This is a genomic window from Acetobacterium carbinolicum, from assembly GCF_047456275.1.
GTDB classification, from domain to species: Bacteria; Bacillota; Clostridia; order Eubacteriales; family Eubacteriaceae; genus Acetobacterium; species Acetobacterium carbinolicum.
Map to the genome: position 1 here is coordinate 1547879 of NZ_CP173357.1, position 25937 is coordinate 1573815.

Annotated in this window: 24 protein-coding genes and 1 pseudogene; 16 read left to right on the top strand and 9 right to left on the bottom strand. The window is 43.9% G+C overall.

The annotated features are described in order from the left end of the window. The first annotated feature begins 118 nt into the window (after positions 1-118). Positions 119-3283, top strand: a complete 3165-nt coding sequence (locus tag ACIZ62_RS07170) for a methyl-accepting chemotaxis protein (RefSeq protein ID WP_414151594.1) — start codon at positions 119-121, stop codon at positions 3281-3283. 53 nt (positions 3284-3336) lie between these two features. Here the strand turns inward: ACIZ62_RS07170 and ACIZ62_RS07175 are convergent, their stop codons facing one another. Beyond that, the gene (locus tag ACIZ62_RS07175) at positions 3337-4377 is read right to left on the bottom strand and encodes an alpha/beta fold hydrolase (RefSeq protein WP_414151595.1); all 1041 of its coding nucleotides are present in this window, start codon (positions 4375-4377) and stop codon (positions 3337-3339) included. A 329-nt stretch (positions 4378-4706) separates the two neighbouring features. Here ACIZ62_RS07175 and ACIZ62_RS07180 point away from each other — a divergent pair, with 329 nt between their 5' ends. Both ACIZ62_RS07180 and ACIZ62_RS07185 read left to right on the top strand, forming a co-directional pair. After that, on the top strand, positions 4707-6251 hold the full coding sequence (locus ACIZ62_RS07180) for a sensor domain-containing diguanylate cyclase (RefSeq protein ID WP_111887345.1): 1545 nt from the start codon (positions 4707-4709) through the stop codon (positions 6249-6251). Then, positions 6163-6426 carry a hypothetical protein gene (locus ACIZ62_RS07185; protein ID WP_414151596.1) on the top strand — a complete coding sequence of 88 codons (264 nt, stop codon included), beginning with the start codon at positions 6163-6165 and terminating at the stop codon, positions 6424-6426. The genes ACIZ62_RS07180 and ACIZ62_RS07185 overlap by 89 nt, the downstream gene beginning before the upstream one ends. Positions 6427-6560: 134 nt before the next feature. Here ACIZ62_RS07185 and ACIZ62_RS07190 read toward each other — a convergent pair whose 3' ends face one another. Beyond that, positions 6561-7292 (bottom strand): permease, encoded by a 732-nt coding sequence (locus ACIZ62_RS07190; protein WP_111887344.1) that lies wholly within the window; start codon positions 7290-7292, stop codon positions 6561-6563. After that, positions 7289-7771, bottom strand: a complete 483-nt coding sequence (locus ACIZ62_RS07195) for a permease (RefSeq protein WP_111887343.1) — start codon at positions 7769-7771, stop codon at positions 7289-7291. Before ACIZ62_RS07195 ends, ACIZ62_RS07190 begins: the two co-directional genes overlap by 4 nt. Before the next feature lie 112 nt (positions 7772-7883). Here ACIZ62_RS07195 and ACIZ62_RS07200 point away from each other — a divergent pair, with 112 nt between their 5' ends. From ACIZ62_RS07200 to ACIZ62_RS07215, 4 genes are all read left to right on the top strand, one after another. Beyond that, positions 7884-8549, top strand: coding sequence for a Crp/Fnr family transcriptional regulator (locus ACIZ62_RS07200; protein WP_322518816.1), 666 nt, complete (start codon positions 7884-7886; stop codon positions 8547-8549). Between the two features lie 119 nt (positions 8550-8668). After that, entirely contained in the window at positions 8669-9163 is a 495-nt protein-coding gene (locus ACIZ62_RS07205) for a MarR family winged helix-turn-helix transcriptional regulator (protein WP_322518815.1), read from the top strand. Between the two features lie 29 nt (positions 9164-9192). Continuing rightward, a complete protein-coding gene (locus tag ACIZ62_RS07210) occupies positions 9193-9870 on the top strand; it encodes an MATE family efflux transporter (protein ID WP_414151597.1) in 678 nt (225 codons plus the stop codon). Between the two features lie 11 nt (positions 9871-9881). Beyond that, the gene (locus ACIZ62_RS07215) at positions 9882-10535 is read left to right on the top strand and encodes an MATE family efflux transporter (RefSeq protein ID WP_414151598.1); all 654 of its coding nucleotides are present in this window, start codon (positions 9882-9884) and stop codon (positions 10533-10535) included. 242 nt (positions 10536-10777) lie between these two features. On the opposite strand, the gene ACIZ62_RS07220 is transcribed toward ACIZ62_RS07215, so the two are convergent. From ACIZ62_RS07220 to ACIZ62_RS07245, 6 genes are all read right to left on the bottom strand, one after another. Further along, positions 10778-11419, bottom strand: a complete 642-nt coding sequence (locus tag ACIZ62_RS07220) for an NAD(P)H dehydrogenase (RefSeq protein WP_414151599.1) — start codon at positions 11417-11419, stop codon at positions 10778-10780. Next, positions 11416-11883 (bottom strand): flavodoxin family protein, encoded by a 468-nt coding sequence (locus tag ACIZ62_RS07225; RefSeq protein ID WP_414151600.1) that lies wholly within the window; start codon positions 11881-11883, stop codon positions 11416-11418. Before ACIZ62_RS07225 ends, ACIZ62_RS07220 begins: the two co-directional genes overlap by 4 nt. A 56-nt stretch (positions 11884-11939) precedes the next feature. Then, positions 11940-12797, bottom strand: a complete 858-nt coding sequence (locus tag ACIZ62_RS07230) for a MerR family transcriptional regulator (RefSeq protein WP_414151601.1) — start codon at positions 12795-12797, stop codon at positions 11940-11942. Between the two features lie 136 nt (positions 12798-12933). Beyond that, positions 12934-13161 carry a hypothetical protein gene (locus ACIZ62_RS07235; RefSeq protein ID WP_414151602.1) on the bottom strand — a complete coding sequence of 76 codons (228 nt, stop codon included), beginning with the start codon at positions 13159-13161 and terminating at the stop codon, positions 12934-12936. Positions 13162-13910: 749 nt separating this feature from the next. Further along, on the bottom strand, positions 13911-14921 hold the full coding sequence (locus ACIZ62_RS07240; RefSeq protein WP_414151603.1) for a 4Fe-4S binding protein: 1011 nt from the start codon (positions 14919-14921) through the stop codon (positions 13911-13913). A gap of 76 nt (positions 14922-14997) precedes the next feature. Further along, positions 14998-15798, bottom strand: a complete 801-nt coding sequence (locus tag ACIZ62_RS07245; protein ID WP_111887339.1) for an alpha/beta fold hydrolase — start codon at positions 15796-15798, stop codon at positions 14998-15000. A gap of 421 nt (positions 15799-16219) precedes the next feature. Between ACIZ62_RS07245 and ACIZ62_RS07250 the strand changes: the two genes are divergently transcribed. The 9 genes and pseudogenes from ACIZ62_RS07250 (at position 16220) to ACIZ62_RS07290 (ending at position 25701) form a co-directional block, all read left to right on the top strand. Continuing rightward, positions 16220-17188 (top strand): helix-turn-helix domain-containing protein, encoded by a 969-nt coding sequence (locus ACIZ62_RS07250; RefSeq protein WP_414151604.1) that lies wholly within the window; start codon positions 16220-16222, stop codon positions 17186-17188. A 96-nt stretch (positions 17189-17284) separates the two neighbouring features. After that, entirely contained in the window at positions 17285-17848 is a 564-nt protein-coding gene (locus ACIZ62_RS07255) for an MptD family putative ECF transporter S component (protein ID WP_414151605.1), read from the top strand. 14 nt (positions 17849-17862) lie between these two features. Further along, positions 17863-18585: an energy-coupling factor transporter transmembrane component T gene (locus ACIZ62_RS07260; protein ID WP_111887336.1), complete on the top strand. Its 723-nt coding sequence runs from the start codon at positions 17863-17865 to the stop codon at positions 18583-18585. Continuing rightward, a complete protein-coding gene (locus tag ACIZ62_RS07265) occupies positions 18582-20090 on the top strand; it encodes an ABC transporter ATP-binding protein (protein ID WP_162624432.1) in 1509 nt (502 codons plus the stop codon). Before ACIZ62_RS07260 ends, ACIZ62_RS07265 begins: the two co-directional genes overlap by 4 nt. Beyond that, positions 20083-21828 (top strand): ABC transporter ATP-binding protein, encoded by a 1746-nt coding sequence (locus ACIZ62_RS07270; protein WP_111887334.1) that lies wholly within the window; start codon positions 20083-20085, stop codon positions 21826-21828. The genes ACIZ62_RS07265 and ACIZ62_RS07270 overlap by 8 nt, the downstream gene beginning before the upstream one ends. After that, positions 21821-23585 (top strand): annotated as a pseudogene (locus tag ACIZ62_RS07275) (ABC transporter ATP-binding protein). Before ACIZ62_RS07270 ends, ACIZ62_RS07275 begins: the two are co-directional and overlap by 8 nt. A 105-nt stretch (positions 23586-23690) precedes the next feature. Then, the gene (locus tag ACIZ62_RS07280; RefSeq protein WP_111887332.1) at positions 23691-24248 is read left to right on the top strand and encodes an NADPH-dependent FMN reductase; all 558 of its coding nucleotides are present in this window, start codon (positions 23691-23693) and stop codon (positions 24246-24248) included. Positions 24249-24469: 221 nt separating this feature from the next. Then, positions 24470-24994, top strand: a complete 525-nt coding sequence (locus ACIZ62_RS07285) for a GNAT family N-acetyltransferase (protein WP_111887331.1) — start codon at positions 24470-24472, stop codon at positions 24992-24994. 74 nt (positions 24995-25068) lie between these two features. Next, positions 25069-25701, top strand: a complete 633-nt coding sequence (locus tag ACIZ62_RS07290) for a class I SAM-dependent methyltransferase (RefSeq protein WP_414151606.1) — start codon at positions 25069-25071, stop codon at positions 25699-25701. Positions 25702-25937: the final 236 nt, after the last annotated feature.

The following is a 25937-nucleotide window of genomic DNA, read 5'->3' on the forward strand; positions in this document are numbered from 1 at the left end:
TGTTGCTATCATCATACGCACTTTTGTCCAAGATATGACTGTTAAGTTTGGCCAAAATTACTTTTGACACCCAAATTTAGAGCATTTTTATTTGAGAAAACTGAAAGGAAGATATGAAATGAAAGTACAAAGAAATGATTCAGTGAACAATCAGAATGAGCACATTGTTATAAAAATGCGCTTAACCACAAAGCTCATCCTGTTAACAGTGTTAACCTTGGCGGCAGCCATTATTACTATGGGGATTTTAGTGGTCAATACTGGCGCAGCGATTATTGATCAGGCAACTGAAGCAGATGCGCTGGAATATGGAGAAGAATCGGCCAGACATATTGGTGCTGTTATCACAGGCAATTTGGAAACTCTGAACGAAATTGCTGTTCGGGAACGCACCGCCAGCATGGATTTTGGGATCCAGGTGGCTTCTATTACTGGTGATGTAGAACGATTGGGGTATCAGGATATGGCTGTGATAGAGACGAATGGTCATGGTAAATATATTGTCGGCGGTGGTGAGTTTGATGTGCTAAATGAGATCTGGTATCAGGAGGCGCTCAAGGGAAAGCCTTACGTGTCAGATGTTTCCATCAGTCAAGTGACCAAACAGCCCGCAGTTTTTGAAGTGGCACCCATTAAAAAGGAAAATCAGGTTGTGGGAGTCCTTTTAGGACGGCGGGATCCTACTTTTTTAAACGCCATCACCAATACGCTCGGTGACGGGAAAATTAAATACGGCTATGTGATTAGTGCCAACGGGACAATAATGGCCCACCCCAGTGAACAGCTTGTTCTGGATCAGTCCAACGTGTTTGACAATATGGAAAAAGATGGACCCCAGGGATTTGCTGCCATGTTCAAAGCACTCGATTCAAATGAAGTTGCTGATTTTGAGTATGAATACGATGGCGATACTAAACTGGCCTTTGTGGCACCAATTCAGGAAACAGATTGGACCCTGGTTATTACCGAATCCAAAACAGCTATGCTGGCACCGATTGTGCAATTGCGTAACACAATTATCATGTTTGCTTTGGTCATTCTGGTTGTCGGAGCTGTCGTCTCTTACATTATTTCCCGACGTATTGCGAAACCGGTGATGGCAGCCAATCTGTTGATCAAAGAAATCAATGCCGGACATCTGAGTGATCGTCTGCCGATTGTTTCTAAAGACGAGGTTGGAGAATTGACCCAGTCGCTTAATCAGATGGCTGATAATCTTCAGAATACCATTATCAGTCTAATGAGGAAGATTTCCAATGGTGATGTCTCAACAGACTTAGTCGTTGTAGATCCCCAAGACGAAATCACCCCGGTGTTGAAACAGACCGTGGAAACTATTCGAGCATTGATTGGTGAAGCGACCATGCTGTCTCATGCAGCCCTGGCCGGTCAGTGGGCGACCCGAGGTGATGAAACGGCTTTTGAAGGCGGTTTTAAAGAGATCGTTCAGGGCGTTAACGCCACTCTGGATACTGTCGTGGATAAGATGGTCTGGTATGAGGCGATTATTGACTCAGTGCCATTCCCTCTGCATGTTACCGATAATGACATGAAATGGGCATTTATGAACAAGGCTTTCGAAGATCTGATGATTGACAGTAAAGTGATTAAAGATCGGAAAGCCGCAATTGGGATGGATTGCTTCAATGCTGGGGCAAGCATCTGTCAAACCGAGAACTGTGGTATCCGTCAACTTGTGGATCGCGGCATTGGAGAAAGCTTCTTTGAATGGTATGGACGGAACAATAAACAGGATACGGCCTATCTAAAAAATGCTAAAGGCGAAAATGTCGGTTTTGTGGAAATCATAACAGATCTGACACCGATGATTCGGGTAAGCAATTACACGAGTCATGAGGTAGCGAGACTGGCCAATAATCTGACTTGCCTATCTCAGGGAAATCTGAACTTTGATCTGCAGATTGGAGCGGCGGATGAATATACATCTGAAGTGAGTGCCCAATTTGCCGAAATCCACAACAGTTTGTCAGACGTGAAAGACTCGGTGGATAAACTGATTGCGGACGCCACCATGCTAGCCCGGGCCGGAATTGAAGGAGAACTGAATACCCGGGCAGATGCCAGTCTGCATCAGGGCGATTTTGCCAAAATTATCGACGGCGTCAACGCTACTCTGGACGCTGTAGTCGCGCCAGTGCAAGAAGCATCGGCCACACTCAAAGAACTGGCTCAGGGCAATCTTGACACGGGTATGGTCGGCAATTATAACGGTGATTATACCCAAATCAAAGACGATATGAATCAAACGGTAGTCTTTTTGAAACGTTATGTCGATGAAATTGCCGACACTCTAAAAGAAGTGGGTGAGGGTAATCTGGATCTGGAAATTACTGGAGAATACCTGGGGGATTTCCAGGCCATTAAAACGGCACTCAACGAGATCACAAACAAGCTCAGTACCACCATGGCGGATATCAATGAAGCAGCCACTCAGGTGGAAGCCGGTGCGATCCAGATTTCAGACGGCGGCCAGGCATTATCTCAAGGAACAACCGAACAGGCCAGTTCCATCCAAGAGTTAACTGCATCAATTGAAGAAGTGGCCAGAGAAACCAAGCAGAATGCTCAAAATGCCAATAATGCCAATGAATTGGCAACTGAGGTTAAAACCAATGCTGAGGTAGGTAACGTTCAAATGGCCGAGATGGTCACCGCCATGATTGACATCAATGAGGCGTCCAGCAATATTTCCAAAATTATCAAGGTCATTGATGACATTGCTTTCCAGACCAATATTCTGGCCCTTAATGCCGCAGTTGAAGCGGCCCGAGCTGGACAGCATGGCAAGGGCTTTGCCGTCGTGGCCGAAGAAGTGCGAACCCTGGCAGCGCGAAGCGCCGAGGCCGCCAAAGAAACAACAACGTTGATTGAGGGCTCGATTTCGAAAACCGAAGCGGGCTCAAAAATTGCCGACCAGACAGCAGACAGCTTAAAGGAAATTCTTAATCAGATCGAAAAGGTGACCGGTCTGGTTGGGGATATTGCTCAGGCATCCAATGATCAGGCTTCAGAAATTGCGCAGATCAATCAAGGGATTGAACAGGTTTCACAGGTGGTGCAAACCAATTCCGCCACTGCCGAAGAAAGCGCCGCTGCCAGTGAGGAACTTTCCGGTCAGGCTGAAATCCTAAAACAGATGGTGGGTGCCTTCCGTCTCAAAGGAAAGAGCTTAAGCAGCATGGAAACGGCGGTACAATCGGCACCAAAGCTGGTAAGCTCATCACAGATTGATATACTCCTGGATGAAGCGGATAAATATTAATTAAATAAATTAAAAAGCAACTTGGGCGCTTAATACGTCCAGGTTGTTTTTTATCAGTGAATTAAATCTTTCAAAATTGCCAGAACCGCCTCCGGTTCCTCAAAAATAGGGCTGTGGGCAGAGTCTTCAAAAAGATAGAAATGTTTTTTCGGGGCCTTGATTTCTTCCAGATAAATTTCCGACAGGTGATAGTTAACGGTGTAATCATAGACCCCGGAGAAAAAGATAACAGGTATCTCCAGCCGGGTAACAAGATCACTGAGATTGGCTTGACGGAATTCTTCGTTAAGCATCGAGCGTTTAGAAAATGCTTTGCCCTGCCAGATCTGAAACTTTTCCTTTAGCATATATTCCCGATTTTTCATCACAGCCAGAAAAATTCCGGTAACCACTGAGTACATCGTGTGGGTGGTACCGATCCCGGCCTCGTGCATGACTCGATCCCGGATTCGTTCGTAGGCAGCGGTACCGTAGGGGGATTTTTTTAGTTGCTCCCGGTTTTTTTTATCATTTGCATAGAAGTTCAACATAAATTCATATGCCAACTCTTCCGATAACGCCAGGTTGACCGACTGTGCCACCCCAATATAGGCACGATAGAGCTCTGGTGCCCGGGCAGCTGCCTGAATACCGATATAGGTGCCAAAGGAATGAGCCATCAGATAGATCTTTTCCTTTTGAAACCGCTGGCACAGATACTTGGTGACTGAAATAGTATCGGCCACCATCTGCTCAGTGGTCATGGTCTCCGGAGGGATCGCAGCACTATAAGACAGACCGGCGCCCCGTTGATCCCACCAGACCACGGTAAACAGTTCTTCAAGGTGGGACGGATGGCTTTCGTTAAGCCAATATTCCGGCATCCCCGGACCCCCATGGATAAAGAGCAGCACCGGACGGGTTTGGTCCCGGGTTTTAATGATCATGCCCATTTCCACCCCGTTGATAGGTATCCAGAATTTTTCTGATAGGCTGTCTGGCTGCACCTGCCCGTTGGCGTCAGTATAGGGAATCATTTTGCCAGAAAAGAAGACCATCAGCAAGGTGGTGACAATACTGATTAAACAAAGTAGCAGAATGAAAAACAAGGCCATGGCTTTTCCCCCTTTCATAAGAAATAGTGATGACGCGGCGATACTTAGGCAACCATCAGTGTGATATTAGGATGTTTCGATTATATCGAAACAATTTGATGGCGTCAAGCGAGAAGGTCGACCGACAGCGTTTTGAGAGCGGGGTTCGCTTAAAACGATACATTAAGGTTTCTAATATTTGCTTACCAATTCGTAAAGATGATGGTATAATTATGACATAAAATTTAGTAATGCGAGATAAAAAAAACGCCTTTTGTACATAACCAAAGATGAATTAAAAATCGACTGCTTCGGTTAAGACGCATAATCGAGTAACAGGGAGATGGCCAATGGAACCATTGCGAAAAAAATACCGATTGATACTAATGGTTATCATTTTAATCCTTGGGGCACTGAGTAGCCTAGCTTTTCTGCTGCTGTCCTTTCAAATGGAGAGTATCTATGAAAGAAATATTGAACGTAGTATTATCGAGGTGAAAAAGACTTTTTTAAAAGACAATGTGGACAATTTGATTTTAAATATTGAGCAGGAACACCAGACGCAGAAAACCTTATTTGTCAGACTCAATCAACTGGCCGAAATCGCGCTGGATGGTTACAATAGCTATAATCCTGAGGCTTTTCTGGAGCAAGCCATCCTTTATTTTGAGGACCCTATTCGCCAGACTTATTTAACGGTGCTGATTACCGATTCGGCCACTGAAAGAATCCTTTATTCTGAAAATATTTCGGATCTGGATCAAAGTCTGTCTTTTTCAGAACAAACAAAACGATTGATACCGCTGATGACATCATCAGTAAAAAAGGATTATGGCGAGTACCAGGTATTTTTTGGGGTGCGTGAAAGTCGGGTTGAAGATATTGTCGAAGAGAATATCCGGGACTTGATTCATGCTTCCCGGTATTCCAACGACGCTTATTTTTGGGTAAATGAGGTAGTCAATAATGAAGGTGGAGATAACTACGCCATCCGTCTTATTCATCCCAATTTAAAAGACACTGAAGGACAGTTGCTATCTACCAATATGACTGATATTAAGGGAAATTACCCCTATCTGGAGGAGCTGGAGGGGGTTAAAGCATCAGGCGAGATTTTTTATACCTATTTTTTCAAAAAAATGAATTCGGATGTGGTTTCAGAGAAACTGACTTATGCCCGGCTGTATCCAAACTACAATTGGATTGTGGCCATGGGTGTGCACCTGGATGATATCAGCACCTATGTTACGGCCTCCACTGAAGAAAGTAACAAAAATATTATGTGGATGTTGCTGGCCCTCGCCGGGTTTATTTTTGTCCTGATCGGAATTTTAACGATTGTCATGAACCGGATCGAAAGCTGGTATTACCAGAATTCTGAGCAGGAACTAAAGGCCGCAGTTTATCGGGATCCCCTAACTCACACCTATAACCGGCGGGCAGGAAACGAGTGCCTGGAAAAAACATTCAGAGCCTATAAAATATCTGGGGAAAGCCCTGCCTTTATTATGATCGATATTGATGATTTTAAAAAGGTTAATGATGAGTGTGGTCACGATGTGGGCGATGCGGTTTTAATTAAGTTGGCAGCAGTTATTAACCAGCGTATCCGTAACAATGACAAACTTTTTCGCTGGGGTGGTGAAGAATTTCTATTGGTCTGTCAAGGGCTTAAAGAGGACAATATTGATGACTTTACCAGAAAACTACTCGATACCGCTGCATCGGTTGATTATGATTGTTGTGGCCAGTCCGGAAAGATTACTATATCCATGGGTGTTTCCTACTGTATCCCCGGTGATGTCGATGAAAAGGATGCGATTAAACGGGCGGATCAAGGACTTTACGAAGCAAAAAGAACAGGCAAGAACCGGAGCTGTTATATCCGGCCCTAGACTTGCTGATAATGGCGTTGGCGGCATTCTTAAAGAAACCGTCGGCGATGCGGTAACCGGAGGCTGGTATAACGCCCTCAATGGTGAAAATATCGACCTCAATCAGATGACCCGGATCGTCGGGGAAGAGCTGTCCAGGCTGTGCGATGAAAAGGGACTGCTTAAAACAGCGTAGGTTGATGTCAAACCCTAAAAAGGATGTAACGCGGAAGCTTTATTATTACAAAATCAGGTTAAAAACTTTTAGTATTGATTGACAGCAGACATTAAAATCCCCCTGACGCCGATAGTGGCTTCAGGGGGATTTTTTCAGGGATGAAACCGGATAATATGAGAGGGACATTTTGCCACAGCATCTTTGATGGCCTGGCCATCGCCGGGAGACAGGGTTTGACTGATAATCGCCGCTTTTTTGTCGACCATTGTAAAATGGCGGGGTGCGATTTTGGTACAAAGGCCACAACCCACACAATAGTCCGGATTCAGCAAAACGAGGCCATCAACAGAACTTGCTGTTTCATTGTCAACAGGAAGATCCTCGGGCTTAACAAACCGGGAGGTGATATAGCCCATCAGAAAAATGGCCAAGGTGGTCAGAATCCAGCGGACGATCATAAATTCTGGGCCGAGAAATTTGCTTTCAGTAATCAGCATGGGAATTTTGATCACTGCCCAGGTGGACAGAATTATGACAATGTTGGCAATGCTGGCTCCTTTGCTAAGCAGCATTTTACAGACTGGAAAGGCGGCGTAAATGGGACCGGCAGAAAAACTACCCAATAAAAAAGCAAACAGTGAACCTTTTATCCCTGAGTTTTTGCCAAAGGCATTTTCGATTGTTTCTTTTGGTACCCAGGCCGAAATCAGCGAAGTTAACAACAGGATCACCGGCATAATCATTAGCATTTCCTTGACATAATACCAGGTGTTGTCAAGGGATGGCAGAAATTTGCTAGGGGCGAATAGGCCAACTGCCACATAAGCCAGGATCACAATTATTAAAAAACGATTGTTTTTGAGTTGGCTTTTTAAAAATGTCATAGAATCACCCCCATAGCAAGAGCAATTGCCAAGGCAAAAGCAAAACTAAGAGAGTTGCGGACCAGCGTGAATTTCAGACCGAACTCTCTTTTTTCAAGCGGAAAGGTCACCACTCCCACCATTGTCAGAGTGGTCAGAAATGCGACAATCGGAACGATACTGGCACCGGCATCCACCAGTGAGGCCACTAGCGGAAAGGCGACAAAGGCGGGGATCAGGGTAATGCTTCCGAGAAACGCAAAAAGTACTGTAGAAACAACTTCGTTAGCTTGGCCGATAGTGCCTTTGATGGCTTCCGGCGGCACAAAAGTAAGAATCAAACCAATTAACAGCAAGATACCAAGGATGTCCCCGGCGATCCCTTTCATCATTCCCCCGGACATCTTAATAGCCTTCAGGGTTTTGTCCTTGTCTTTTTTTAGTGAAAACCCCAGCCATACCAAGGTAATTACCCAGAAAATTAGTGTAAAAATATCCATACTTTAACCTCCAAAGTGATAATGCGAATCCAGCTTCAAAATTCGAATTTTCTATAGTATACTGTAGATCAGTAAAATATAAAGTTACCATGGTAACATATAGGAGATTTATATGAATCACCAGGATTTAATCGCTGTTTTATCGTGTCATGGACTTTTCTTGGATTTTTCAAAAGAAGAGCTGAATCAGGTTTTTAGGGCACATTACTATGAGAAACGAGAGTATGAAAAGGATCAGGTGATCCATTTTCAGAACGAATGTTGTCGAACGATGGATCTGATTCTCAGCGGTCGGGTGGCCGTGCAAAATCTGGATTGCGAGGGGAATGTAATGACCATCAATATTTTTCAAGACGGGGATGTGCTCGGTGCCAATCTGATTTTTTCCAGCCGAAATAATTATCCTATGACGGTATTGGCCCAGTCTCAGGTGGTGATCCTCCATCTTCATAAGGAATTGATTCTGGAGCTGTGCCAGATGAATCGTACTTTTATGATCGGTTTGATGAAAGCTATCTCTGATAAGACTTTAATTCTAACTGACAAGATTAGTGCCATCTCGATGAAAAGCATCCGACAGTGTATCATTGATTTTTTACGGTATGAGTCTCAAATTCAAAAAAGTCAGGTGATTCAACTCCCGTCATCAAAAAAAGAGTTAGCCCAGCGTTTTGGTATTCAGCGTTCATCCTTGAGCAGGGAGCTCAATAAAATGCGGCAGGACCAAATGATCGATTTCAATACAAAAACGATTACGATCAAAAATATAAACGGCTAGAACAGGTAGATAAGTGATTTATTAATCGATTAGGTTGGGTTAAATTTGAAATTATCTTGACAAAAGAAGAACCTTCGGATAGACTAAAAAAGTCCGAATGCGGACTAAATGGAGGAACTGTGGAAGAAAAAATGCTAATCGAAGAAGAATTGGCCGACTATAATCATATTTTTAAAGAAACTGGGGCCGTATACAATGAACTGGCCAGGCTTAGCAGTTTGCCAACCAGCGAATATTGGGTACTTTATTATCTCTTCGCTTCAAAAGGTCAGTGTACCCAAAAAGATATCTGTGATCAGTATTGCATGAGTAAACAGACGGTCAACACTGCCCAGAAGCATCTTGAGTCAAAGGGTTATCTTAGGCGGCGAACCGATGTTAATGACAAACGAAGTAAGCAGATGATGTTGACTGAAAAGGGCCATGCTTTTGCCAATGAAAGAATCGCACCGGTACTTAAGGCCGAAAATCAGGTGTTTTTGAGAATGGGCGAGGCGGGGCGTCGGCAATTAATTGAAGGGTCCCGGCTCTATCTTAAATTTCTCGAACAGGAAACAAGGGATTTAATCGAATCGGAAGATCCGTTAGGATCGAATCATAACAACGGAAGTTAGAAGTATTTAATAAAAGGTAAGAGGTCATTATGCATATTCAATTGTCAGAAAAATTTACAACCAGAAAACTCCTGCGTTTTACTATGTCATCGATACTGATGATGGTATTCATTTCTATCTACAGTGTTGTGGATGGTTTGTTTGTGGGACGTTACGTCGGCAGCAATGGCCTGGCGGCAGTAAACATTGTGTTTCCGTTAATCATGACCATTGGCTCCTTCGGCTTTATGTTAGGCACCGGGGGCACAGCAGAGGTAGCCCGAGCCATGGGGGAAAAACGTGATCAAGCGGCTAATCAGTATTTTTCATTTTTAACTCTGGTCACAGTTCTTATCGGAGTGTTTTTATCTCTGCTCGCCTTCATTTTCATGGAGCCTCTCTGCTACCTTATGGGTGCGAGTGAACGCATTATTGGCGACAGTGTGACCTATGGACGGATCTGTACCCTGGGTACTGTTTTTTTTATGCTGCAGGGTTTTTTCCAGTCCTTTTTTGTAACGGCAGAGCGGCCCAAAATGGGCTTTTATCTCAGTATTCTTAGCGGTGTCATTAATATTTTTCTCGACTGGCTACTGGTTGGGGTTTGGGGGATAGGCTTACCCGGTGCGGCCATTGCTACGGTTTGCGGATTTATGATTAGTGGGTTAATACCTATTTTTTATTTTTTTATAAAAACACCAGTCGACTTCAATTTGCAACACCTGTGAAGGATGTGTCAATGCTGTTACGCAGTATGAGCAACGGTGCCTCAGAGATGGTCACGAACATTTCCCGATCATTAATTACTGTGCTTTTTAATGTTCGGCTGATGCAACTGCTTGGAGAAGACGGAGTGGCAGCTATTTCGGTGATGTTATATATCGAATTTATTTTCACAGCCGTATTGATTGGTTTTTCAATTGGCGCGGCACCGGTGATTGGTTATCATTTTGGGGCCCGAAATGGCGATGAGCTAAAAAAACTCCACCAGAGTTGTTTGAAAATTGTGGGGATGGTGTCAATCGTGATGTTCATTTTATCTGAACTGGCGGCTTCTGTGCTGGTGTCCATTTTCATAGTCAATAATCCGACACTGATCGAGTTGACGGTGCAAGGTTTCCGAATTTTTGCAATATCATTCTTATTTTGTGGGATCAACATTTTCGCCTCAGCCTATTTTACAGCCTTGGGCAATGGTCGAGCTTCGGCGATGATTTCCTTTATCCGCACCCTGTTCTTACAAGTGATTATGATTCTGGTATTACCCCAATTTTTAGGCATTCAAGGGATCTGGATGGCGCTGCCTGTTGCCGAGGCTTTGACTCTGGGTCTGACTTTTTGGTATTTTAAACAGCAGCAGAGCGTCTTTAAAATCCGTCCAACGGATCGATAAGCGTTCAAAAGCAATAGCCGAAATGTTGCAAGAATCTATTTTTACCAAAAAAGAACTAGAACCGATTCCGCCATTTAACCTGCGAAACCGGTCTAGTTCACAATCTCAGTCGTCATCCGTTTGGACTCCTTCTTTTGATAAATCCGCAATCTCGCCTTGCACTTTAACTTGATTTTTCTGTCCGCCGCGTTGTTTTTGCCTCCCGATCTCTTTAATTGTTACGCGTAATAATCGGCAACTGATCAAAGATAGGGTCGGTCAAAACGATTTTCAAAGCAGCCGTTTCTTTTGAGAATCCAGTTCCAACCAATCTGATTGAGTTGTTTAATAAAACGGGATTCCAACAGCCATACCTGAAATTTTGATAAATGAACAGGATTACCCAGATTTTTGACTATGACCGGATCGAATGATCCGTTTTTTTCAAATTCAGAACCCAAGGCTTTAAGCTGTTTAAACAGTTTGCCAAAGAAAAAATGGGGCAGAATTGAACAGGCAGCCGCATCACCCTTAATAACGGTGCCGAGGTAGGTATAATTTAAACGGCGGGCCAAAGATGAAAGATAGTTTTCCAGATAGCGGGCAGTTGAACTTTCAATGAAACCAGCCTGGACAATGAAGCCGAATTTCTTATGATTGGTGGGGTGAGGGTTCATCGCCTCAAAAAGTTTCATCACAATTCCGGGCATGGCATGGATGTACAGGGGCATCACCAGTAGAATGGTGTCATAATCATTCATCTCCAGAGCTAGTGTTGTTGGGTTCTCTCGCAAAACATAGCGAATCAGCAGCGGTTGGGTCAGCCCGGATTGAAAATGGTCAATAAATAACTGGGTATTCCCGTGATCAGCCCGGGGAGAGCCGTTAAGAATTAGTGTTTTCATGGTCGTGCACCTCCTGTTTCCCCAGTCAGGTTGATATTTTTGCTGTGAAACTGGTAAAATGTTCGCTGTAGATAGTCTTCGAAGATCTTTTTTTCGGCCGTCTCCAAAAAAGTATCCTGATAATGAATTTCGATGTCCGGATAGTGCTCATAGCGCTTATCATGCATGGACTCACCTGAAGTATAATTGGTATAGGGCAGAAACAAGGGGATCATCCGGTCAAACAAGGTTTTAAGATTGCCACTGACAAACCCCTGAGATACGGTGAGATAAAAGATGACCTTTTCTGAGGTAATATAGTGATGATAAAAGAGATCCAGATCATGATGGACGCAGCGCCCCGGTGTTTTCCACCAGCATGTCCAACAGCCGGTGCACCCTTTTATCTTTTGATCGCTCAAATCCAGTAAATATGAATCCGGTAACATAAAATCGTGAAATTCTCTGACAATCATTGTTTTCATTTGCAACTCCTTATTAATGATATGTCTAGAGTATAAAGCCGGGGGTAGCCCCCAGGTCAATAATTATTTTGATCAATGGGCGCCCAGGCTTCCACAAAGGCCTGTTCGATATTGTCATGAAAGAGGATCAGACGGACATGCAGATAGACGGTTCCGGTTAACCGGAGCTGGTTTTTCTTTGCCCATTGATAGGCCGCCAACCGTGTTTTGTCAATGACCTGATTGGTTGCATCACTGTATCGGCCGCTTTCAACAACAATATGAAGGCAGGGACCGTTGTTGAGATAATTTTTGCCGGTTTCCCGATCGGCAGCCAGGGCGACAAGATGCATCTCAGTATCGTGATATTGGGACGCATCAAAGGTGACACAGCGGATCATATTGGTGAGCAAATCTTCATCAGCGAGATTAAGATGAGCCAGAACCTTTTCCTGATATTCATCAAAGGTGGAGATCGCTGAAAAGGAGCTGACAATCTCATAAAGTGGAAAGTCCATGATTGAAAACTGATTAAGGTGTTGGGGCAGTGACTGGCAAAATGCTTGGGTGTCGGCTAATTTTAACAGCAGCAGCTGTTGCTTATGAATCTCCTGCTCAATGGCGGCCTGCTTTTGATTGAAGTTATCCGTTAAATGAGTGAGCTGATCCTGGTCAAGGAGCTGGTTGATTTCAGCCAGGGTGAAACCTCTTTTTTTATAAAATTCGATAACCAGCAGCTTATATATTTCATCAAAACCATACTGGCGATAATTGTTGGTCTGATCATGACAGGGGTTGATAAACCCCATGGTCTCGTAATGTCTTAATGTATCCCGAGTGAAACCAAGGTAATGGAACAATTCCCCGGTTTGAAAGGTATTGTTCTGGTTATTGAGATCAATGTCGTCAATATGTTTTTGAGAGTCATTTTCCATGGCGTTGCTCCTTGTGTTTATTAGATAAGATGATCGGTATCCAGAAAATCCTCAACCACCGCATTAAATACAACGTGATTATCCACATTGGCATTATGGCCGTCACCAGTTTGTCGTGGGGATAGCAGCGGGACATCTACTCCACCTGCCGAACCCAGAGGCGGTCCGACCGGGAATAGTAGGAAAGACCAAAAGGCGAGGTATCAACCCCGACAAAGGTCAACACCTTTTCTGGAAAATCCAGGCCATACTGCTGACAGACATAGCCCCTAGCGATTGGCCGATCAGTACTGCCGCCGGGATGTCTTGCTGGATTAAGATGGGGTCCAGCACGACGACGACCTTCTTTCGCAGATTTTCCCATTCCCGGTGGAATGGGTCTTCTTTTAAGTTTATCGATAAAAAAAGGGTTCGTCAATGAAAGAATTGTAAAGTAAATTAAGAGTCAGTCTAATTAGGCAGCTGTAAAATAACAATTTCTATCTTTCTAACTCAAAAAAGAACTAGAACCGATTCCGCCATTTAACCTGCGAAACCGGTCTAGTTCACAATCTCAGTCGTCATCCGTTTGGACTCCTTCTTTTGATTTTATCAAAAACCTTCTTTTTCACTTTTCAGTTTAAACATTACTCACTTGAAGGGGTTCCGTCTATAAAAAGATTGCTCTTTTAATAGTTGGAAGATCTGTCTTGATGCAGATCGCTTGCCCGGCTACTTAATCAACTTATTTCATCAGGGTCAAATTTTCACCTTCAACCTCCGGTCGGTTCATTGATTTTATTGCCAGTATCGTAATTGCTTTTAAGTGATTGATACATTGACTCATATCACACATTACTGAAAATGATTGAGTTGATTTTTGATATGAACCTATTATATCACAGTACAAAGAAAAGTAAATAGACAAAATGTAAACGTTTGTATAAAATTCGTATACGCTTATGAACAATATTTCGCTAACAGGGATTATCCTAATTCTGATTTGGTGGATCGTTCTGATGAACAATTGTATGCCGATAAATTGCGACATCAAAAAGCATTTATGATGCTGAAGAGAAAGGCATCTGGATTGGATGGACGGGGTAGCAGTGGAATTTCACTGCTACCCCAGTCTTAGTCGGTAACTTCTTCTTGCATTTCAACTTTATTTTTCTGTCCATTACCGTTGTTCTTGCCTCCCGATCCCTGATCGTTGGTTTTTGAACTCCAGATGCCCAGAGCCATCGATCCGACAATTCCACCGATAAATACAGTCAGCATTACAATCGCCACTACGGCAATGGAAACCTGGGGGCTTTTTTGGGTGGCCTGAACCAGCAGGGTTTCGGCTTTGGGACAATTCCGGTCTGAGGTGCATTCATAACAGCTGATACAACTGAGACTGGAGACTGTTTCATTCCGGCAGACATCAATATTCATCGGACAGCTGCGGCTACATTTCTGACAGCTGACACAAGTCTCTGTTTTCCGGCGAATTTTAAAGATGCGGATCTTGTTAAAAAGACTCAGCAGGGCACCGTAGGGACAGGTATATTTACACCAGGGCCGCTCCACAAACAACGAACCGATGGTGATAAACACCAGCAGAATAAGGGCTGGTAGCGCCACCGTTCCGGTCCAGAATTTAAATAATGCGTGGTAGGGATCGAGATTGGCAAACAGTAGCGTGCCAGAGACTGCCGTTACTGTCAGTACCCAGACCAGCACTCCATAGCGCAAATAGCGCAACACCTTATCCACCTTTGTGGGGACAAAATGGTTATAGCGTTTCTTAAAAAGCTTTTTTCCGATTTTTCCGATCCATTCCTGAAAAGCCCCTAAGGGACAGACCCAGCCACAGAAAACCGGACCAAAGAGCAGCGCCAGCAGAAACACCAGACCCATCAGAATCACCGCAGAGATCTGAGTTTTTGGAATAAACAATCCCGTTGTGACCAAGGAAAAAAAGGTCTCCACCCCGCCGAAGGGGCAAAGAGCATGAAGAGAAGCCGTAGACAGGAAGGGAATCCCCATTCCTGTAGCGGCCAGGGTTTTATTAACCGAAATCAGGGCGATAAGGGTAAAGAAAAAGATCTGCACCATTAGACGCAGGTTGAATTTTTTAGGTTTAGCTATGATGACCACCTCCAATCATTGTATGCCCATTATGATAATCTTTAATCATGTTAAAATGGTGTCAGATTATTGGGACAATAATGCTTCATGGTAATTGATCCAAAAAATCATCAACTACCGCATTAAAAACAACGGGATTATCAACATTTGCATTATGACCGGCGGAGGGGATGATTTTCAGGGGGTATCTGGTTTTGGCGGCCCAGGCCCAGTTGTATTGGGGGACCTTGCCGGTTTTGTCATATTCGCCCAACGTTAGTAGGACTGGAAACTTAAAAGCCGCATCCTGGTTTTCACGGAGAAAGCTGGCATAGGCGATCCCCATGATGCGGCAGAGTTCCGTTTTGCCATAAGGTTTTAGCATCGCCATCATGTTATCATAACCTCGCTTAGTATGGGTGGCCCCTTTAGCAATGGCTGACAGCAGTTGGTCATGAGGATAGCAACGGGACATCCACTCTACCTGCCGCAACCAGAAGCGGTCAGATTGGGAATAGTAGGTAAGACCAAAGGGCGAGGTGTCCACCCCGATAAAGGCCAACACCTTTTCCGGGAAATCCAGGGCATACTGCTGGCTGGCATAGCCCCCCAGCGACTGGCCAATCAGCACTGCCGCTGAGATGTTTTCCTGGGCCAGGATAGCGTCCAGATCGGTAGCGGTGTGATGAAACGAAAAATCCATATAGGGGCGGGAAGCCCCATGGAGTGGCAGGTCCCAGGTGATGACGGTGTAGTGCTTTTTAAAATAAGCAACCTGATGTTCAAACATCAGATGATTGGCAGTAAGCCCGTGGGTGAACACCAGACATATTGCCTGGGGATCGCGGTGTCGGGCGATCCAATAATGAACAGTGCCCCGGGGTGAGGTGATTGTTTTTTCCAGCACAGTAACGACCTTCTTTCGTAGATTTTACCGTTCCAGTGAAACGGGTCTTTTTTTAAAGTTTACCGATAAAAAAAGGGTTCGTCAATGGAAGAATTGTAAAGTCTGGCTGAAATTCGGAGTCAATCTGATTGGGCAATCGCTAAAAATAGCAATTTTATCTTTCAAACTCAAAAAAGAACGAGAACCGATTTCGCCATTTTATATCACGGCGAAGAAGAAAGTAAATTGATAAAGCATAAACGTTTGAATAAAATTGTGTAGAGGCGTATCATAATCCGTTTATAAGTTGAGAAACTAGCGTTCATGATGACAGGTTTTGATTGATCTTTCTCGGGCAATCCTTTAGAATATAGTTAGAATAAACTAACTAGTGTCGAAAATAGCAAGACCAGAATTCAAATGAAAGCAAAGGAGACAGATAATGAGACTGAGCAGAAAAGAATGGGGACTCCAAATCTTAAAAGAGGATGGCCCCGAAACTGTGTATGCCCTGGACCAGCAGCATTCCAGAAGTCGGATCACAGCGTATTCCCTATATGAAGGCATTGAGATACAGTTTATGGACTTTAAAGAAGCCTATAGCTGGTCCGGTGAAGTTGCGAATATGCCCAGATTCTATCAGATTTCATTTTGCGATCAAGGCATTTATCAAATGGAATTAAAAAAGAATGTTTTTACCTATGTGTCACCGGGGAATATCGGAATTTTTAACAATTGTCGCTCCAGCCTGTCTTCAAAAATGATTGAAGACAGCATGCGGGGGTTTAACATTTTAATTTATCCAGATTCGCTGTCGCCAAAGTTAATGGATTTATGGCAAAAAGAATACAACCTGGATTTGCAGCTTTTATTTGATCAAATCGAAAAAATAAATAGCGTCCAGATTTTTTCCTACGGAGAGTATCTATTCAGCACTTGCAAGATGATTAATGAAGGAATGGAAACCCTGGGATTGGGTTTTATAAAGCTAAAACTAACAGAGTTTTTTATGATGATTATTCATGAAGATTTTAGGGTTTTTAGTCAGCGACGCTGTTTTTCAAAAGAACAAATTGACAAAACAAAGGCCATTAAAAAGATGATTGAAACAGATCTGTCGGTGCATCACCCGATTTCAGAGCTCTGCTTAAGCCATGGTGTCTCAACAACGATCTTCAAAGAGTGTTTTAAAGAAATGTTTCAATTTACGCCGTATGAGTATTTGCGAAAGATGCGCATGAATCAGGCTGCTCACAATCTCATCAATACGGACTTATCCATACTGGAAATCGGCCTGATGCTTGGATATGAGAACGCCAGCAATTTTACTCGAGCTTTTAAAAAAAATTATGGGCTGCTACCGAAAGATTTCAGAAAGAAAAATCATCAGCAAGAAAAATGTCCAGCATGACTATTCGGAGTCTGAAAGAGTAGAAGTGAAATAGTGTCAATGATAAAATGCGTATGTTAGAATTATCTAACATACGCATTTTATTTGGAGGTTAGTATGAAAAAGAAATTATCAACAAAAGAGTTGATTCTGGCAGGTGCTTTCGCGGCTATTTTTGTTATGGGGTTAATCGCGATGGCGGTGATTACCGGGTTTACGCCGATTACCTTTTTAATGGTGGCATTTTTAACGGGCATTGTGCTGGGCCCAATTTATATGCTCTATATCAACAAGGTCCCCAAAAGAGGCGCCATTTTGATTCTTGCGGCATTGTGCGGTCTGGTGATGTCGAGTACCTCGTTTTATCCCCTGCTTTTTTCGCTACTCTGCGGATTAGCGGCGGAGGTGACATCGGGTCTGGGGAATTTCGAATCGCCAAAGCACAATGTACTGGGATACGGCTTTTTTTCGTCAATGTTTGTAGGGCCATTTTTGTCGATCATTTTTGCAAAAGAAGCGTTCTTTAAGTCCATGACCCAATATTACGGCGAAGCCTATGTTGCAAATTTTGCCAGCCTTGCTCCCGAGGGGATCATCCTGGGATTAATTCTCTCCGGATTTATCGGCGGCATAATCGGTGGGGTACTCGGAAACAAAGCCCTGAAGCATCACTTTAAATGAGCAGGAATTGTCTAATGCCTGCCATTACACTGCAGTCAAATTCAGTGGTGAAAATTGATCCCCGAACCAAACTGGTTCTATTTGTCCTGATCAATATCATGATGATGGGGAGAAAACCGATAATGGTTGAAGTGCTGCTGGCCGGAATTTCCTGCTTGCTTCTACTTAATGGAAGGTTGATTAAAGAGACCCTGCTTTATGGGGGTCTCTTCTTTCTGCTACTAGCCATTGACAGCGGCTATGGACTACAGGTGTCCACTCCGATTGGCCAGGGTTTGATCATCGCCAGTCGGATGATTCGCCTTTTTTTACCAATGGTGATGTGCTTTACCGTGCTGATGAAAAACACCACGGTAAGTGAATTTATTGCAGCTTTTCAAAAAGCGCATCTACCGATGGGCTTTATCATTCCCTTTGCGGTGATGGTACGCTTTGTGCCAACCGTAAAAGAAGAGTACCAGGCCATCGTTCAAGCCATGTCTTATCGGGGCATCCCCATGGGGATACAAGCAGTGTTGTTTAAACCGTTTATGACCCTGGAATATGTGATGGTGCCCTTGCTGATCTCATCGGCAGGCGTGATGGACGAGTTGGCCGCAGCAGCTATGACCCGGGGCCTGGACCGGGATTCAGTCCGGTCCAATCTGGCGGATGTTAAATTAAGGTTACCGGACTACACCCTGATGGCAGGTGTCATTATCATTTTTATTTTAATGAAGAAAGGATGGCTAGGATGATTCGGCTAAATAATATCTCAGTTGCTTATGAAGGTGGACAAGACAACCCCAGTCATCAAAATGCTCTGGACAATATTTCCCTCACCATTGAAAAAGGCGAATGTATTGTTTTGTGTGGCAAAAGCGGCTGTGGCAAAACCACAATTACTCGGCTGCTCAACGGCCTGATTCCGATGTTTTATCCCGCCGGGCTACAAGGCGAGGTGATGCTAATGGGGAAAAACACTCTGGATATGACCATTCGGGAGATCTCCCAATTTGTGGGCAGTGTTTTTCAGAATCCCAAATCTCAATTTTTCAACGTCGATACCACCGGCGAACTGGCCTTTGGCTGCGAGAATCAGGATTTAAGCCGGGATGCAATCCACCATCGTCTAAAGCAGAGCGTCCAGGATTTCAGCTTGGAAAAGCTCATCAACCGCGATATTTTCAGGCTCTCTGGAGGCGAAAAACAGCGGATTGCCTGTGGTTCGATTTACGCCATGAACCCGGATATTTACGTATTGGATGAACCCTCATCCAATCTGGATCTCCAGTCGATCGGACAGCTTCACAACATTTTAAAACAGTTGAAATCCCAGGGTAAAACCATTATTATTTCAGAACATCGGCTTCACTATTTAAAGAATCTGGCGACCCGATATATCTTTCTTGAAGATGGAAAAATCCTAAACGAATATCGTCCCGCAGAGCTTGAAGCTGTTTCAGAGGCCGATAAACGGAAAATGGGCCTGAGAACCCTGGACTTCGACCAGGTTGACTCAAAAAGAGTCGCAAAGCAACCGCTTAAGGAAGTGGCCATGGGCTTTCAGCAGCTTTTGGTGCGCCGTAACAAGCAGACGATTTTGAAGATGGCGAATCTTCAAATCAGAAAAAATACAGTGCTGGCCATTGTAGGCGAAAATGGCGTCGGCAAGTCGAGTCTGATTGCCTGCGTCATGGGCTTCTTAAATTACCAGGGCGATATCCTTTTAAATGGATCTAAAAAAAATAAGCGGGCCAGACAGGCTGAGAGTTTCCTGGTGATGCAGGATGTAAACAGTCAGCTCTTTGCCCGAACGGTTCTTGATGAAGTGCTGCTTGGGGTTAAATCCCCGGATGTAAAGAAAGCCCATGCCATCCTCGATCAATTGGGGCTGAGCGACCTGTCCCAACGCCATCCGGCTTCTCTTTCCGGAGGGCAAAAACAGCGCTTAGCGATTGCTTCCGCCATTTACGGACAAAAGAAATACCTTTTTTTTGATGAACCCACAAGCGGTTTGGATCGCCAATCAATGGAAGCATTTTGTCAACTGATTCTAGAAAATCGGGAGGTGGTCGATGTCACGGTGATTATTACCCATGATCTGGAGCTGATTCTAGGTTGTGCCGATGAGGTGCTGCTGCTTAATCGGGATTTAAGCATGGATCTTTACCCGCTAGATGAAGCTGGCATAAAAAAAACCAGAACCCTATTTATTAATCTCTATGAGAAACAATTGCAGAAAGAAGGTTTATATGTTTAAAAGAATCATCATTTATGCCGAAGACCAGAAAACGAAAATGCTGTTTGCCACTATTCTTCTAATCCTAAGTGTTCTGGCTGGCGTGTTTCCATTTTTAATGGTCTATCAAATCATTACTCCGTTAATTAATGGCGATACCCTGGCAACCAGCGTCATCCTGATTCGGGTCGGCATGGTATTGTTTTTTCTTGTTTTCCAGGCCGTATTTATGGGGGTTGGATTGGATCTTTCCCATAAAGCCGCTTATGGCACCTTAAAAAACATCCGGATCTCTCTTCAGGAAAAAATGGAAAACTTGCCCCTTGGCGTGATTGAACAAAAAGGCACCGGCCGACTGAAAAAACTCTTTGTGGACGATGTTGACAGTCTCGAAACACTGTTGGCTCATGCCATCCCTGAGGGATTTGCCAACGTGATGGTTCCGGTGGTCATCTACGGCGCTCTGATTATCGTAGACTGGAAATTGGCACTCATGGCGATGGCCTCGGTACCACTAAGCTTATTGGCGATGATGGCCATGTACAGCATTGGTATGAATCGAATGGGGGAATATTTTACCGCTGGTCAAACGATGAATAACACCATCATTGAATATATCAATGGTATGGAAGTAGTCAAAGTGTTTAACCGGGAAGGCGAATCCTATCGACACTTTAAAACCGATGTAAAAAATTACCGGGATTTTACCTTAAAGTGGTTTAAAGCCTGCTGGCCATGGATGGCCGTCTATGGCTGTCTGTTGCCCTATACCCTGATTCTGACCCTGCCGCTGGGATCTTATTTTGTCCTTCAGGGCTATTCCACCCTGCCGGATCTGATCCTTACGATGTGTATGTCGATGGCTCTGGGGATCCCGCTTTTACGGGCGCTGTCGTTTATGTCGGCATTACCACAGCTCAATTATAAACTTGCTGAAGTTGAAAGTGTTATCGATGCAACGCCGCTAAAGGCCGGGACGGCGTCTTTTTTAGGAACCGATCATTCCGTTTTATTTACCGATGTAAGCTTTGGTTATCAGGATGCTACGGTGATTCATCACATCAACTTAGCGGCCAAACCAGGTGAAACCATTGCGTTGGTGGGCGAATCCGGTTCAGGGAAAAGCACTCTGGCCAAATTACTGGTCCATTATTACGATGTCAATGATGGTGAAATTAGCATTGGCGGACAAAATATCTGTACCATGAGTCTGGAAGCTTTGAATGATTGCATTTCATACGTAGCCCAGGATCAGTTTTTATTTAATACCAGTATCCGGGAAAACATCCGTCTGGGCAAACCGGAGGCTGGGGATGAAGCGATTCTACTGGCCGCTGAAAAAGCCCAGTGCCTGGAATTTATCCGGCAGTTGCCAAACGGCATCGATACCTTCGCCGGGGATTGCGGTAATCAGCTATCCGGCGGGCAGAAACAGCGGATCACCCTGGCCCGGGCGATTCTTAAAAATGCGCCGATTCTGGTGCTGGATGAAGCAACCGCTTTTGCCGACCCGGAAAACGAGGAAAAAATGGAAGCTGCCTTGTCAGCGCTGGTGCACGATAAAACAACCTTTGTTATTGCCCACCGACTGACTTCTGTAATGGGTGCCGATCAGATCTATGTGCTTGAAAGTGGTTCCATTTCAGCCCATGGCACCCATCAGGAATTACTTGAAACTTCTTCTTTGTATCAAAAATTATGGATGCATAATCAGAAAAGTGCGGACTGGCAGATGAAAGAGGTAAAAGATAATGATTAGAAAAATGATCAAGCGGATTATCAAGCTGTCCGGAAAATACAGCTGGCGCATCAAAGGCGCTTTTGTTTTCGCCGTGATTGAGGCCATTCTTTCAAAAATGCCCATCTACTACGGTTTTATGTTGTTATCCCGATTCTATGATAACAGCATCACTGCTACCGATTGTCTTTATGTGGGGATTGCACTAGTGGTGACACTGCTGATTCAGATGATTGTTCATCGGGTAACCGACGAATTGCAAAGTGGCGCCGGCTATCTGCTGTTTGCGGATAAACGGATTGAATTGGGGAATCATCTTCGTAAAATGCCGATGGGATATTTTACCGAGGGGAATATTGGTAAAATCAGCTCGGTTTTAAGTACTGATATGGCGTTTATTGAAGAAAATATTATGCATAAGCTGGGAAATATCATGAGCTTTATTTTTTCAGCCGCAGTAATGCTGCTCTTTATGTGTCTGCTTGACTGGCGCCTGGGTGTTATCGCTCTGGTCACCACCGGTGTTGCGGTGGTAGTGGGAGAGCAGATGCAAAAAAAAAGTATCGGCCCAGGAGTCAGTTTTGCGTCAGCAACAAAGTGAATTACTTACTGATGCGGTGCTAGCCTTTGTTGAGGGGATTGCCGTGATTAAAAGCTATAATCTTCTGGGTGAAAAATCCGGGGAGCTTCGTCAGAATTTCAAGCGCTCCATGGATAAAAACATTGACTTTGAAAGTGCCATGTCCCCCTGGATTGTTGGTTTGTTTGTTGTCCTTGCCATTGGCATAACCGGGGTATTCGGGATGTCAATTATCCTCACCGTCAATGGTGAGCTCGGTTTGCCTTATCTGTTGGGAGTACTACTTTTTGTCTTTGAGATGTTTGGGCCCCTGAAGGCGTTGTACCTGGAAGCTCCGGTACTGAATATTATGAATTGCTGTCTTGATCGCATTGAAGCGGTACTCGATGAACCGGAACTGGATGACGGCGGCCAGCAAACCCTCCCGCAGCAGGCCGCCGATGGCATTGAAGTCGCATTTAAGAACGTCCGCTTTGGCTATGGTGAGGAGCTGGTATTGGACGACATTTCCTGTGAGTTAAAAAGCCAGACCATGACTGCACTGGTTGGCCCGTCAGGCGGTGGAAAAACAACCGTGGCCAATCTGCTGGCACGGTTTTGGGATGTCAGACAGGGCGAAATTATGATCCGGGGCGTGGATCTAAAAACGGTTCCCCTCGCGCAATTAATGGAACAAATCAGCATGGTTTTTCAGCGCGTTTATTTATTCAAGGATACCATCTACAACAATATTGCCATGGGTCGCCAGGACGCAACCCGGGAAGAGGTGACAGAAGCCGCCAGAAAAGCCCGCTGTTATGATTTTATCATGGCGCTGCCCGATGGCTTTGATACCCTGGTGGGCGAAGGTGGAGCCAGTTTGTCCGGTGGTGAAAAACAACGTGTTTCGATTGCCCGGTGTATTCTCAAAGATGCTCCGATAGTTATTCTGGATGAAGCAACTGCCAGTGTTGACCGGGACAATGAACGCTATATTCAAGAAGCCATCAGTGAACTGGTCAAGGGAAAAACCCTGCTGGTCATTGCTCACCGCATTCATACCATTAAGAATGCCGATCAGATTCTTTTAATTGCTGACGGGCGGATTGTTGAAAGGGGAAACCATCAGCAATTGTTACAGGGCAACGGGATTTATGCCGGCTATGTAAAAACGCTCAATAAAAAGCAACAGTGGCAGATTAAAAGAAGCGTTGTTTAAGAATTAAAATAATAAAGAAGCTGTTTAGTTCATCTTTAAACGGGTACAATTATATTAAATCAATTTAATATTGGTTAAACGATATAGAATACCAGGAGGTTTATGATGGCAAAAATTGGAATTATTTTAGGTAGCACCCGACCAGGACGAAATGGGGAAGCGGTTGCTAAGTGGGTTGAAAAACTGGCACAGAAGCGATCAGACGCCACATTTGAGTTGGTGGATATTGCAGACTATAATCTACCGCTTTTGGATGAGCCATATCCGGCCATGATGCAACAATACACAAAAGAACATACCAAAGCGTGGTCAAAAAAAATCAGTGAATTTGATGGTTTTATCTTTGTATCTGCAGAATATAATCACAGCATCCCCGGCGCATTAAAAAATGCGATTGACTATTTGAATGTGGAATGGAAAAATAAAGCCGTTGGATTTGTAGCATATGGCAGCGCCGGTGGGACGAGAGCCGTTGAAGCGCTCCGCCTTGTTGCCGGGGAACTCCATATGGCCGATGTCCGGGCTCAGGTGATGCTAAACCTGTTTACCGATTTTGAAAACATGAGCGTTTTCACCCCTGACCCACGTCATGAGGAATCGCTTAATGATGTCTTTGATCAGGTGATTACCTGGAGTGGTGCATTAAAAACCTTGCGGGTTTAGTACAATCATTTTATAAAACGATAGCAGTTTGATCGCTAAGGTTATAATCTAAAAAGCTGACATCCGAGAAATACACCTCGGATGTTAGCTTTTTTAACGATTATAATTGCGGGCCGAGTGTTCTTAAGATAGAATAAGAAAGGCAGCGAAATGGACATGGAATTTCTGCGGATCACACACTTTTCGAAAAGCAGATCAATTTTTAAAAAGAGAGGAAAAAAATGAAGAACATTATTACGAAAAACCTGGTGTTAAGACCCCTGACCCTGGATGACACCAATGACGTTTTTGATTATTCCAAAAATAAAAATGTCGGTCCGCGGGCCGGCTGGAAACCCCACGAAACCATTGAAGAAACAGAAGTGATCATGGAGACAATCTTTGTTGGTCAGGAAAATATCTGGGGGATTGAATATAATAAAAGGATTATCGGTTCAATCGGGTTGATTGAAGATCCCCATCGCCAAAACGATCAGGCACGGATGCTTGGCTATGCACTGAGCGAAGATTATTGGGGGCAAGGCATTATGACAGAAGCGGCTAAAGCGGTGCTGACATACGGTTTTGACACTCTGGGTCTTGATCTGATCTCGGCAGTACACTACCCGTTTAACCTGGGATCCCAGCGTGTTATTGAGAAATGCGGTTTTCTTTATGAAGGAACAATCCGCCAGGCAGAAAAGATATACACGGGTGAAATCCGCGATGTTAAGGCTTATTCCATTACCAGAGAAGAATTTAGGTAAAGAAAAATCGGAAAAATTGGATTCCGGGAAATCCTATCATAAGAATATTGATTTATGAGTGAAAGTGAGAAAAAATGGGAACGGATGAAAGCTATCAAAATAGTGCAAAGATTTATGATGTATTGGACCGAACCTACTTTAGAAAGGCCGTCTCAAGCCCTCGGAATGCCGTTATTTCGTTATTGGGGGATGAACCATTAACGGTTTTGGATATGTGTACCGGAACAGGGACCAATGAGATTGCCATTGCCGGGACAAGAAGCAATGCCAAAGTGATCGGGATTGATATTTCGGATGCAATGTTACAAAAAGCAGCAGCTAAAGTGGAGAAAGAGGCGATACCCAATGTCAAGCTGATTCATATGGATGCGACAAAGATGCAGTTTCCAGGCGAGAAATTTGATGTGGTACTGATCTCTCTGGTTTTGCATGAGTCAAGTCCTGATCTGGCAGAGCAACTGCTTTTGGAAGCTCGAAGAGTGTTAAAAACAGCCGGGAAAGTGATTGTTGTGGAGTGGGAAGAACCTGCCAGTTTGCTAAAAAAAATCCCGTTTTATCTCATAAAAAAAACGGAACCGATCGGCTTTGAGGGTTTTCTAAAGTGTGAAATGCATCAGTATTTTTTCCGGTTTGGTTTTGAAATAACTCAAACAATTCATTGTGATTACAGTAAGGTGATGGTCTTGAAAAAGAATGATCACATTTAATAAACAGAGTTATAAAAATTAATCATGACTAAAATAAATAGAAATCGCTTTCATGAACAGGTCTGATAAAAGTCAGTTGCCTTTTTATTTGATCTGTTATAAGATATAAATAAATATCAATTCAAGACATGAGATGAGTGCAAAGAAGCCGCGAGTGATGGTTTTTTTGCGCTCTTTTTTTTGTCCTGCTTTCTAAGAAATAAGTAAATAGCATAATTGTTAAATAAAAGTAAAAA

Bases quoted from the DNA above. Each gene is read 5' to 3' on its own strand.
- ACIZ62_RS07170 (WP_414151594.1), top strand. From the start codon at position 119: ATGAAAGTACAAAGAAATGATTCAGTGAACAATCAGAATGAGCACATT.
- ACIZ62_RS07175 (WP_414151595.1), bottom strand. From the start codon at position 4,377: ATGGCCTTGTTTTTCATTCTGCTACTTTGTTTAATCAGTATTGTCACC.
- ACIZ62_RS07180 (WP_111887345.1), top strand. From the start codon at position 4,707: ATGGAACCATTGCGAAAAAAATACCGATTGATACTAATGGTTATCATT.
- ACIZ62_RS07185 (WP_414151596.1), top strand. From the start codon at position 6,163: ATGAAAAGGATGCGATTAAACGGGCGGATCAAGGACTTTACGAAGCAA.
- ACIZ62_RS07190 (WP_111887344.1), bottom strand. From the start codon at position 7,292: ATGACATTTTTAAAAAGCCAACTCAAAAACAATCGTTTTTTAATAATT.
- ACIZ62_RS07195 (WP_111887343.1), bottom strand. From the start codon at position 7,771: ATGGATATTTTTACACTAATTTTCTGGGTAATTACCTTGGTATGGCTG.
- ACIZ62_RS07200 (WP_322518816.1), top strand. From the start codon at position 7,884: ATGAATCACCAGGATTTAATCGCTGTTTTATCGTGTCATGGACTTTTC.
- ACIZ62_RS07210 (WP_414151597.1), top strand. From the start codon at position 9,193: ATGCATATTCAATTGTCAGAAAAATTTACAACCAGAAAACTCCTGCGT.
- ACIZ62_RS07215 (WP_414151598.1), top strand. From the start codon at position 9,882: ATGCTGTTACGCAGTATGAGCAACGGTGCCTCAGAGATGGTCACGAAC.
- ACIZ62_RS07220 (WP_414151599.1), bottom strand. From the start codon at position 11,419: ATGAAAACACTAATTCTTAACGGCTCTCCCCGGGCTGATCACGGGAAT.
- ACIZ62_RS07225 (WP_414151600.1), bottom strand. From the start codon at position 11,883: ATGAAAACAATGATTGTCAGAGAATTTCACGATTTTATGTTACCGGAT.
- ACIZ62_RS07230 (WP_414151601.1), bottom strand. From the start codon at position 12,797: ATGGAAAATGACTCTCAAAAACATATTGACGACATTGATCTCAATAAC.
- ACIZ62_RS07235 (WP_414151602.1), bottom strand. From the start codon at position 13,161: ATGGGAAAATCTGCGAAAGAAGGTCGTCGTCGTGCTGGACCCCATCTT.
- ACIZ62_RS07250 (WP_414151604.1), top strand. From the start codon at position 16,220: ATGAGACTGAGCAGAAAAGAATGGGGACTCCAAATCTTAAAAGAGGAT.
- ACIZ62_RS07255 (WP_414151605.1), top strand. From the start codon at position 17,285: ATGAAAAAGAAATTATCAACAAAAGAGTTGATTCTGGCAGGTGCTTTC.
- ACIZ62_RS07260 (WP_111887336.1), top strand. From the start codon at position 17,863: ATGCCTGCCATTACACTGCAGTCAAATTCAGTGGTGAAAATTGATCCC.
- ACIZ62_RS07265 (WP_162624432.1), top strand. From the start codon at position 18,582: ATGATTCGGCTAAATAATATCTCAGTTGCTTATGAAGGTGGACAAGAC.
- ACIZ62_RS07270 (WP_111887334.1), top strand. From the start codon at position 20,083: ATGTTTAAAAGAATCATCATTTATGCCGAAGACCAGAAAACGAAAATG.
- ACIZ62_RS07280 (WP_111887332.1), top strand. From the start codon at position 23,691: ATGGCAAAAATTGGAATTATTTTAGGTAGCACCCGACCAGGACGAAAT.
- ACIZ62_RS07285 (WP_111887331.1), top strand. From the start codon at position 24,470: ATGAAGAACATTATTACGAAAAACCTGGTGTTAAGACCCCTGACCCTG.
- ACIZ62_RS07290 (WP_414151606.1), top strand. From the start codon at position 25,069: ATGGGAACGGATGAAAGCTATCAAAATAGTGCAAAGATTTATGATGTA.